Source organism: Ideonella sp. B508-1 (assembly GCF_000333615.1).
In the GTDB taxonomy this organism is placed as follows: domain Bacteria; phylum Pseudomonadota; class Gammaproteobacteria; order Burkholderiales; family Burkholderiaceae_C; genus Ideonella.
The window spans coordinates 1-9132 of the sequence record NZ_BADL01000058.1 but is presented as its reverse complement, the minus strand read 5'-3'; the positions used below and the strand labels follow the sequence as shown (position 1 = coordinate 9132).

Annotated in this window: 10 protein-coding genes and 1 pseudogene; 5 read left to right on the top strand and 6 right to left on the bottom strand. The window is 71.0% G+C overall.

The window, feature by feature from the left end; translation table 11 throughout:
* Positions 1-66 precede the first annotated feature (66 nt).
* The 5 genes and pseudogenes from I73_RS02765 to mltG form a co-directional block, all read right to left on the bottom strand.
* Positions 67-873 (bottom strand): TatD family hydrolase, encoded by an 807-nt coding sequence (locus tag I73_RS02765; protein ID WP_022979224.1) that lies wholly within the window; start codon positions 871-873, stop codon positions 67-69.
* A gap of 63 nt (positions 874-936) precedes the next feature.
* On the bottom strand, positions 937-1332 hold the full coding sequence (locus I73_RS02760; RefSeq protein WP_051048953.1) for a PilZ domain-containing protein: 396 nt from the start codon (positions 1330-1332) through the stop codon (positions 937-939).
* 3 nt (positions 1333-1335) lie between these two features.
* On the bottom strand, positions 1336-2355 hold the full coding sequence (locus I73_RS02755) for a DNA polymerase III subunit delta' (RefSeq protein WP_022979222.1): 1020 nt from the start codon (positions 2353-2355) through the stop codon (positions 1336-1338).
* A pseudogene (tmk, locus tag I73_RS25580) lies at positions 2355-2992 on the bottom strand (dTMP kinase). Before tmk ends, I73_RS02755 begins: the two are co-directional and overlap by 1 nt.
* Positions 2989-3987: an endolytic transglycosylase MltG gene (gene mltG / locus I73_RS02740; RefSeq protein ID WP_026096234.1), complete on the bottom strand. Its 999-nt coding sequence runs from the start codon at positions 3985-3987 to the stop codon at positions 2989-2991. The pseudogene tmk and the gene mltG overlap by 4 nt, the downstream one beginning before the upstream one ends.
* 73 nt (positions 3988-4060) lie before the next feature.
* Here mltG and I73_RS02735 point away from each other — a divergent pair, with 73 nt between their 5' ends.
* Genes I73_RS02735 through I73_RS25575 form a run of 3 tightly spaced genes read left to right on the top strand, consistent with a single transcriptional unit; the run spans position 4061 to position 6203 of the window.
* Positions 4061-5023, top strand: coding sequence for a folate-binding protein YgfZ (locus I73_RS02735; protein ID WP_051048950.1), 963 nt, complete (start codon positions 4061-4063; stop codon positions 5021-5023).
* Positions 5020-5388, top strand: coding sequence for a DUF4936 family protein (locus I73_RS02730; protein WP_022979217.1), 369 nt, complete (start codon positions 5020-5022; stop codon positions 5386-5388). The genes I73_RS02735 and I73_RS02730 overlap by 4 nt, the downstream gene beginning before the upstream one ends.
* Positions 5376-6203, top strand: coding sequence for an NRDE family protein (locus tag I73_RS25575; RefSeq protein WP_022979216.1), 828 nt, complete (start codon positions 5376-5378; stop codon positions 6201-6203). The genes I73_RS02730 and I73_RS25575 overlap by 13 nt, the downstream gene beginning before the upstream one ends.
* Positions 6204-6209: 6 nt before the next feature.
* Here I73_RS25575 and I73_RS02720 read toward each other — a convergent pair whose 3' ends face one another.
* Positions 6210-7127 (bottom strand): alpha/beta hydrolase, encoded by a 918-nt coding sequence (locus I73_RS02720; protein ID WP_040499454.1) that lies wholly within the window; start codon positions 7125-7127, stop codon positions 6210-6212.
* A 264-nt stretch (positions 7128-7391) separates the two neighbouring features.
* Between I73_RS02720 and I73_RS02715 the strand changes: the two genes are divergently transcribed.
* The gene (locus tag I73_RS02715) at positions 7392-8684 is read left to right on the top strand and encodes an ammonium transporter (protein WP_374701938.1); all 1293 of its coding nucleotides are present in this window, start codon (positions 7392-7394) and stop codon (positions 8682-8684) included.
* 55 nt (positions 8685-8739) lie between these two features.
* Entirely contained in the window at positions 8740-9075 is a 336-nt protein-coding gene (locus I73_RS02710; RefSeq protein WP_022979213.1) for a hypothetical protein, read from the top strand.
* The last annotated feature ends 57 nt before the right edge of the window (positions 9076-9132 follow it).

The window sequence follows — 9132 nt, the reverse complement described above, 5'->3', positions numbered from 1 at the left end:
GCCCGTGCGGCCAGCCCGTGGCGGCCAGCAGCAGCCCTGCGCCGCCCTGCAAGCAAGTGCGTCGCTTCATGCGGCCGCTCCCGTGGTGGGCAGCTGCACGCCGAACAGCTGCTCAAAGTTGTGGCTCGTGGCCTCGGCAATCGCCTCCACCGACAGGCCCTTCTGCTTGGCCAGCTCGGCCGCCACATGGGGCACCAGCGCCGGGGTGTTGGTCTTGCCCCGGAAAGGCACCGGCGCCAGGTAGGGGCTGTCCGTTTCGATCAGGCAGCGGTCCAGCGGCACCATGCGGGCCACCTCGCGCAGCTCCTCGGCATTGCGGAAGGTGACGATGCCGGAAAAGGAGATCAGGAAGCCCAGGTCCAGGGCGGCACGGGCCACTTCGCGGGTTTCGGTGAAGCAATGGAACACGCCGCGCGGCGCCGGCCCGGTGGCGGCGGCCTCGTGCAGCAGGGCCAGGGTGTCCTCGCTGGCGCTGCGGGTGTGGATGATCAGCGGCAGGCCACTGGCCTGGGAGGCGCGGATGTGCACCCGGAAGCGCTCGCGCTGCCAGGCCATGTCGGCCACCGTGCGGCCGTTCAGTCGGTAGTAGTCCAGCCCGGTCTCGCCGATGGCCACCACCTTGGGGTGGGCCGCCCATTGCAGCAACTCGGCTTCGCTGATCTCGGGCTCGTCCTCGGTGTCGGGGTGAACGCCGGCGCTGGCCCACCAGGCGGCATCGGTCTCGGCCAGGGTCACCACCTCGGCAATCTCATCCTTGCGGGTGCTGATGCACAGCGCCGCGCCCACCCCGGCCTGCGCCATGTCGGCGCGGATCCGGGGCAGGTTCTCCTTCAGTTCAGGAAAGCTGAGGTGGCAGTGCGAATCGACGAACATGGCAGGAGAAACAGGCATGGCCGCTGGGATCGTCCTGCGGCCGGCAAAAGGAATGGGACGCGCTCAGAGCGTCTGCGTGGGCTTGGAGGACGACAGCGAGGTGCCCAGGATCTCCTCGATCCGCACCCTCAGCGCCCGCGTCTTCTCGTCGCCGGGGAAGCGCACGCCCACGCCTTGCGTGCGTCCGCCCGAGGTGTTGGCCGGCGTCAGCCAGCCCACCTTGCCCGCCACCGGGTAACGCTGCGGGTCGCCCGGCAGGGACAGCAGCAGGTAGATGTCATCGCCCAGCTGGTACTCGCGGTTGGTGGGCACGAACAGCCCGCCCTCGGTGAAGAAGGGCATGTACGCCGCATAGAGCGCCCCCTTCTCGCGGAACACCAGCTGGATCACGCTGGGCCGGCCGGAGACGGCGGGTGCCCCTGCGGGCAGCCCGGGGCTTCTGCTGTCGGTATCGCTCATGGATCAAGTGTAGCCACGCCGGCCGCCAGCTGCCTGCACGGCGGTGCGGCCCTGGGCCATCATGGCCTCGATCAGCAGCGGCGCCTGCCAGGGATGGTCGGCATGGCGATTGACGCGCGCCAGTTCGCGGCTCCATTGGACGAGCGCACTGGCGTCGCCCACGCGTGGCAGGCTGGCGGCCGGGAAGTAGCGCGGTGGCGCCCCCACCGCATGGGCCATCAGGTCGTGGCAGAGCTGCTGCAGCGCCTTCACCGCCTGCGGCACGGGCCAGGTGGACAGCCAGCGCGCATCGCCCTGGGCCAACTGGGCCGGCAGGCTGCTCCACTGGGCACCGGTCACGCCATCAGCGGCCAGGGCCTGGGCGGCCAGCGGCTCGCCACCGGCGGCCTGCAGCAGGGTGTCGGCATCCTTCACGCCCTGGCGGTTCAGCCAGTCCAGCGCCTCGGCCGGGGCCGGCGGCACCAGGCGCAGGCGCTGGCAGCGACTGCGGATGGTGGGCAGCAGGTGCTCCGGGTCCTCCACGGCCAGCAGGATGCGCACGCCCTGCCCTGGTTCTTCCAGGGTCTTGAGCAAGGCATTGGCCGACACGGTGTTCATCGCATCGGCCGGGAAGAACACCAGCACCTTGCCACGGCCGCGGCCGGAGCTGCTGTGGGCCCAGTCGATGGCCTGGCGCACGGCTTCGACCTTGATCTCCCGGCTGGGCTTCTTCTTGGACTTGCCCTCGCCGTCGGCCGGCTCGCCCTCCCCCTCGCTGGCGCCCCATTGCAGGGCCTGCGCCCAGGTCTCGGGCATCACGACCTTCAGGTCGGTGTGGGTGCGCGCCAGCACCAGGTGGCAGCTGGGGCATTGGTCGCAGGGGCCGGGCGGCTGCTCACACAGCCAGGCCTGGGCCAGACGCAGGGCCAGCTCGAACAGGCCGGAGCCAAAGCCGCCGTGCAGAATCAGCGCATGGCCGCGTTGGCCATCGCGCCAGGCGGCCAGGGGCTCGGCCAGCCAGGGCAGATCCTTCTCGTTGCGCATCACGACGCTGCGCTCCCGGGCGCGGCCGTGCGAGCCCGCACGGTGGCCAGCACATCGGCGCGCACCGCCTCCAGGCTCTGGCCGGCGTCGATGCGCACGAAGCGCTGGGGCGACGCCGGCGCACGCGCCGCGTAGCCGGCGCGCACGCGCTCGAAGAAGGCGCTCTCTTCGCTCTCAACCGGTCTGGTGCCCGGGCCCCGGCCCGGCGGGCCGCGGCGATCTCGGGCGCCACGTCGAACCACAGGGTCAGGTCGGGCTGACGCCCCTGCTGCACCCAGCTTTCCAACTGGCCCAGCACGGCCAGATCGAAGCCCCGGCCCGCGCCCTGGTAGGCGAAGGTGGCGTCGGTGAAACGGTCGCACAGCACGGTGCAGCCCTCGGCCAGGGCGGGCTCGATGCAGCGCACCAAGTGGTCCCGGCGGGCGCCAAAGACCAGCAGCGCCTCGGTCAGCGCGTCCATGCGCTCATGCAAGAAAAGCTCGCGCAGACGCTCGGCCAGTTCCGTGCCGCCGGGCTCGCGGGTGCGCAGCAGCCGGTGCCCGGCCTGCTCCAGCGCCTGGGCCACCGCCTCGATGTGCGAGGACTTCCCGGCACCGTCGATGCCCTCGAAGGTGATGAATCGTGCGGGCGCGCTCACCGGCTCCCGCCTCTCTGATACTGGTTCACCGCGCGATTATGGTCCGTCAGGTTGTCGCTGAAGGCGCTGCTGCCGTCGCCCTTGGCCACGAAGTAGAGCGCCTGGGATGCGGCCGGCCGGGCCGTGGCCAGCAGGGCCTGGCGCCCCGGCAGGGCGATGGGCGTGGGTGGCAGGCCGCGGCGCACATAGGTGTTCCAGGGCGTGTCGGTGGTCAGGTCGTCACGGTGCAGGTTGCCGTCAAAGCGCTCGCCCATGCCGTAGATCACCGTCGGGTCCGACTGCAGGGGCATGCCGATGCGCAGGCGTTTGTTGAAGACCGCCGCCACCATCGGGCGATCCTCGGGTTTGCCGGTCTCCTTTTCGACCACGGAGGCGAGCGTGAGCAGTTCGGCCGGAGACTTGAGCGGGCTGGCGGGGTCGCGCTGGGCCCAGGCCTGGGCCAGGGTCACCTGCATGGCCTCGGCAGCGCGGCGCAGCACAGTGACATCGCTCACGCCCGGGCTGTAGGCATAGGTGTCGGGGAACAGCCAGCCCTCCACCGTCGGGGCGTTCAGCCCCAGTTCGACCGCCAACTGGGCGTCGCTCATCGCATCCACCGTGTGCCGCAGGTGCGGCGCCTTGGCCAGGGCCTCGCGCACCTGGCGGAAGTTCCAGCCCTCGATCAGGCGCAGGGTCTGCAGGATCTGATCGCCCCGCACCATGCGGTCCAGCAGGCTGTACGCCGTGGCACCGGTCTCGATCTCGTAGCTGCCAGCCTGGATGCGCCGGGCCTTGCCGGACCAGCGAAACCACTCGTACAGCAGCCAGGGCGGCACGTCGACCCCGGCCTGCACCCACTGGCGGGCGATCTCGCGCGTGGGCGTGCCCGGCTCGATCGACACCTCGACGCGCTCGCCCCGCAAGGGCAGCGGGCGCTGGACCCACCAGACCCCCAGGGCCGCGCCCGCGATCAGCACCAGCAGCAGGCCCGACAGCAGGGCCTTGATCCGCTTCATCATGTATGCACACCCCTCGCGCCGCGAGACCCTGAATCCTGCTCAAGCATGGGGCGCGATGATAATCGCCGCCATGACTGCCGCCCCTGCTCCCACCCCTGAAGACACCCCTCTGTCCCCCGCGCTGTCCGGGGCCGTGCCCCTGGCCGACTGGGGCCTGATCCGGGCCCGCGGTGCCGATGCAGTGACCTTTCTGCAGGGGCAGCTGACCAATGAGCTGGCGTCGGCAGGGGCCACCCAGGCCCGCCTGGCCGGCTACTGCTCGCCCAAGGGCCGGCTGCTGGCCAGTTTCGTGGCCTGGCAGGTGGCCGGCGCCGAGGACTGGCTGCTCGCCTGCAGCGCCGATGTGCTGCCGCCGACCCTCAAGCGCCTGTCCATGTTCGTGATGCGCGCGCAGTGCAAGCTCAGCCAGGCCGACGATGTGGCGCTGTGGGGCCTGGCCGGGCCCGCGGCACAGCAATGGTTGGGCACCGATCTGCCCGCGCAAGCCTGGGGCGTGAGCCGGGTGAAGGACGCCCAGGTGGTCCGTCTGCCCGATGTGGACGGCACCGTGCGCTGCCTGTGGGCCGGCCCGGCCGACCAGACCCCGGCCCAGTTGCCCGCGCTGTCCCTGCAGGCCTGGCAAGTGCTGGAGGTGCGCAGCGGCGTGGCCCGCATCGTCGCGGCCACCAGCGAGGCCTTCGTGCCCCAGATGGTCAACTTCGAACTGGTGGGCGGCGTGAACTTCAAGAAGGGCTGCTACCCCGGCCAGGAGGTGGTGGCCCGCAGCCAGTACCGCGGCACGCTCAAGCGCCGTGGCGCCCTGCTGGCGACCCAGGCCCCAATGCAGGCCGGGCAGGAGATCTTCCTGGCCAGCGAGCCTGAACAGCCCGCGGGCCAGATCGCACTGGCGGCCTCGGCCGATGGCCAGGGCTGGGAGGCCTTTGCCGAGGTCAAGCGCGCCGCGCTGGCCGGCGAACTGCATCTGGGCAGTGCCCAGGGCCCTGCCCTGCAGGTGCGCGCCCTGCCCTATGCCGTTCCTCAAGATGAGGCATGAGTCACGAAAGCCCGGCCGAAGCGCCGCCGCCCGGGCGGCTGGCGGCGGAATGGTTCATCTATTATCAGATCGCGACGGCTGACCTGCCCCAGGCACTGGAAGCCGTCATCGGCTTTCAGCAGCGTCTGCAGCACGATTGGCCCGGCCTGAGTGCCCGCGTTCTGCAGCGGCTGGAAGCGCCCGGAACGGCAGCAGGACGACTCACGCTGATGGAGACCTACCGGTTCACGCCGCGCGCCCCCGCCTCGGTCAAAGCCAGGGCAAACCTGGACTTCGACACCGCGCTGGCCGAAGCCGCCCGGGATGTCCAACCCTGGGTGCAGGGGCCTCGCCATGTGGAGAGGTTCGTGCCATGTGCCTCGTAGGCGTCGCGCTGGGCCTGAGCCGCCGCTACCCCCTGGTGGTGGCCTCCAACCGCGACGAATACATGGACCGCCCCAGCCAGGCGCTGGACTGGTGGTCCCCCTGGCCGGAAGGCCCTCCCGTGCTGTCCGGACGGGATCTGCGGGCCGGCGGCACCTGGATGGGACTGAGTCAAGCCGGCCGCTTCGCCCTGGTGACCAATGTCCGGCAACCCTTTGCGGTCGACCCCGATGCCCCCTCGCGGGGACAGATCCCGCTGGGCTGGCTGCGGGGCGACCTGCCGGCCGATCGCTTCTGGCCTCGAACGGCCCTGAGCGGGCATGCCCCCTTCAACCTGCTGGCTGCGGATTTCCCCGCCGGTGAATTCTTCTGGACCAGCAATCTGCATCCGCACCCGCAGCGCCTGACCCGCGGGGTCCATGGGCTCAGCAATGCGGTCCTGGACACCCCCTGGCCCAAGGTGGAACGGATCAAGCAGCGGCTGGCCGCGGCCCTGGGGCAGAACCTGGCGCTGCCCGCGCTGTGCAGCACGCTGTTCGAGGCCCTGGCCGACGAGACCCCCGCCCCCGACACCGAGTTGCCCCAGACCGGTGTCGGCCCGGCGGTGGAGCGCATGCTTTCACCGGTGTTCATCCGCAGCCCCGACGGACGCTATGGCACCCGCTGTTCGACCCTGCTGGTCTGCGAGGCCCAGGGCCGCAAGCTGACCACCCACATGATCGAACGCCAGCATCCGATCGCCGATGAGCGCGCCTTCCGCCTGGACGCCTGGCCCCCGACGGGGCTGCCCCTGCCCTCGATGACCCGGCGACGCTGACGCCGATCAGGCGTCCAGCAGCGCCCGTCGCAGGGCCTGCGCGCCAGCGGCCTGGGCCAGCTCGGCCTCCGGGATGGCCCGGCCGAGCTTGATGAAGTCGTGGGTCACGCCCCGGTAGAGTTCCAGATCCACCGCCACGCCGCTGGCGCGCAGGCGGTCGGCATAGGCCAGCCCTTCGTCCACCAGCGGGTCGCATTCGGCCAGGATGAAGCAGGCCGGTGCCACGCCGTCCACGTCCGGGGCCAGCAGCGGGGCGAAGCGCCAGTCGGTGCGGTGCGCCGCGTCGATGTAGTGGTCGAAGAACCAGCGGATGCTGTCGGCCTCCAGCAGAAAGCCGTTGGCGAACAGCTCATGGGAGCGGGTGTCGCAATGGGCGGTGGTGCCCGGGGTGATCAGCAGTTGCAGCGCCAGCGGCAGCCCGGCATCGCGCGCCATCAGGGCGCAGACCGCCGACAGGGTGCCCCCGGCACTGTCGCCGCCCACGGCCAGTCGGCTGCCGTCCAACCCCAGGGCGGCCGCGCCTTCCGTGGCCAACCAGCGCAGGGCCGCGAAGCTGTCGTCCACCGCGGCCGGAAAGCGATGCTCCGGCGCCAGGCGGTAGTCCAGCGACAGCACGGCCACGCCGGCGCGCAGGGCGAACTGCCGGCACAGGCTGTCGTGGGTGTCCGGCCCGCCGATCACGAAGCCCCCGCCGTGCAAGTAGAGCATCACGGGCAGGCGCTCGTGCGAGGGCGCGAAAAGGCGCGCAGCGCACTGAACCCCCGGCGCCACGGGCACCTGCACCGATACCACGCGCGCCAGGGGCGCACGGGGCAGATCGAGCACCTCGGCCGCCACGCCATAGGCGGCGCGGGCCATCTCGGGTGAGAGCTCATGGAACGCGGGGCGCTTGGTCCGCCGGATGCGCTCCAGCAGGCCGGCCATCTGGGGCGTCAGGGTCGGGGTGGTCAAGAAGGTTCTTCCGCTAGTCGGGGCCGCAGCATACCTTGGGGTTCAAACCCCGAAGGTTCGACCTGTCTTGGTGCAAAAGCGCTGCCAATGACCCGGCAACCGATCACCCAGCGCAGGCCCGGGATTTGCTACGTCCGGACACAAATCCTCAAAACAATCGAAGGACGTTGCATGGGACAGGCAGTATGGGGACGGTGGCCGCGGGTCGCCGGTCTGGGAGCGGGCGTGCTGTCGTGCGTGGCCCCCGTCTGGGCGGCCGACGCGGCCCCTGGCGCCGCCCCCCCGACCCCGGGTCTGCCATCCCTGCTGAGCGCGCAACAGATCAGCGCCGGTGACACCGCCTGGATGATCACCGCCACCGCCCTGGTGCTGCTGATGACCTTGCCGGGCCTGGCGCTCTTCTACGCCGGCATGGTCCGCAAGAAGAACATCCTGGGCACCATGGCCCAGGTGCTGGCCGTCTCCGCCCTGGTGACCCTGATCTGGTTCGTCGCCGGCTACAGCCTGGCCTTCATGCCCGGCACGCCGTGGATCGGGGGGCCGGAATCGACTTGGCTGCGCACCCTCGACTTCGACAAGGTGAAGAACCTGGTGTCGGTGCACCCGCTGGCCCCCACCGTGCCGGAAGCGGTGTTCTGCATGTTCCAGCTGAGTTTTGCCATCATCACGCCGGCACTGATCGTGGGCGCCTTCGCCGAACGCATGCGCTTTGCGGGCCTGCTCTGGTTCATGGGGCTGTGGTCGGTGCTGGTCTATGCCCCCGTGGCGCACTGGGTGTGGGCCCCCGACGGCTGGCTGGCACAGCGGGGCGCGCTGGACTTCGCCGGCGGAACCGTGGTCCACATCAACGCGGGCATCGCCGGCCTGGCCGCGGCCTTCGTGCTGGGGCCGCGCCGCGGCTACGGCCAGGTGGCGCTGATGCCCTCCAACCTGGGCTACACGATGACCGGAGCTTGCCTGCTGTGGGTGGGCTGGATGGGCTTCAACGGCGGCTCGGCCGCGGCGGCCGACGGACGGGCCGGCATGGCCATGCTGGCCACCCAGCTGGCCGCCGCGGCCGCGGCGCTGAGCTGGATGCTGGCCGAATGGCTGGTGCGCAAGACCCCCACCCTGCTGGGTCTGAGCAGCGGTGCCGTGGCGGGGCTGGTGGCCATCACGCCGGCCTCGGGCTTTGTGGGCCCGGCCTCGGCCGTGCTGATCGGCGCGGTGGCCGGGGTGGGCTGCTACTGGGGCGCCACCGGACTCAAGCGCCTGCTGGGTGCGGACGACTCGCTGGATGTCTTCGGTGTGCACGGGGTGGGCGGCATCCTCGGAGCCCTGCTGACAGGCTGGCTGGCCGACCCCAAGATCGGCGGCGTCGAGGGATCGGTGGCCACCCAGGGCCTGGCCGTGCTGGCCACCCTGGTCTACAGCGGCGTGGTGACCTCGCTGATCCTGTGGATCGTCCATTGGGTGATCGGTCTGCGCGTCACCGAGAAGCAGGAACAGGACGGGCTGGATCTGAGCCAGCACGGCGAACGGGTGGAGTGAGGGCCCGGGCGGAACGCCGTCAGGGCATGAGGTCGTTGCAACAGGAGGTGTGAAGATGCTGGAGAGCGAAAAGCTGGCCGTGGCCGCCCACCTGCATGTGGTCATGCGCCGCAAGATCGGCCGGGTGACCGACGTGGAGTGGATGCTGCGCAGCGCCGAATATGCGCGGGAGGTCATCCGCATTGCGCTGGCCGAAGCCGCCCACCCCGAGCTCATGGAATGGGGCCAGCGCCTGCAGGCGGCCCTCTTCCCCGCGCCGCCGCAAGCCGCGGCGACGCGCAGCGCGGAACGCTCCGACCGGGCCTCGGGCTTCGAGGACAGCCGCCTGTCCCGCTCAGGCACGGTCACGCGCCCGTCGGCCCAGGCCCGCTACGTCGGCAGCCTGCGCTGAGTCCACCCCAGAAATGAAAAGCCCGGCCGCTTGTGGCGGCCGGGCTCTGGTCATGCG

What these genes read in the sequence shown, in the direction of transcription:
- I73_RS02720 (WP_040499454.1), bottom strand. Translation starts at nt 7,127, where the DNA reads ATGGCCGGCCTGCTGGAGCGCATCCGGCGGACCAAGCGCCCCGCGTTC.
- I73_RS02735 (WP_051048950.1), top strand. Translation starts at nt 4,061, where the DNA reads ATGACTGCCGCCCCTGCTCCCACCCCTGAAGACACCCCTCTGTCCCCC.
- I73_RS02755 (WP_022979222.1), bottom strand. Translation starts at nt 2,355, where the DNA reads ATGCGCAACGAGAAGGATCTGCCCTGGCTGGCCGAGCCCCTGGCCGCC.
- mltG (WP_026096234.1), bottom strand. Translation starts at nt 3,987, where the DNA reads ATGAAGCGGATCAAGGCCCTGCTGTCGGGCCTGCTGCTGGTGCTGATC.
- I73_RS25575 (WP_022979216.1), top strand. Translation starts at nt 5,376, where the DNA reads ATGTGCCTCGTAGGCGTCGCGCTGGGCCTGAGCCGCCGCTACCCCCTG.
- I73_RS02710 (WP_022979213.1), top strand. Translation starts at nt 8,740, where the DNA reads ATGCTGGAGAGCGAAAAGCTGGCCGTGGCCGCCCACCTGCATGTGGTC.
- I73_RS02765 (WP_022979224.1), bottom strand. Translation starts at nt 873, where the DNA reads ATGTTCGTCGATTCGCACTGCCACCTCAGCTTTCCTGAACTGAAGGAG.
- I73_RS02760 (WP_051048953.1), bottom strand. Translation starts at nt 1,332, where the DNA reads ATGAGCGATACCGACAGCAGAAGCCCCGGGCTGCCCGCAGGGGCACCC.
- I73_RS02730 (WP_022979217.1), top strand. Translation starts at nt 5,020, where the DNA reads ATGAGTCACGAAAGCCCGGCCGAAGCGCCGCCGCCCGGGCGGCTGGCG.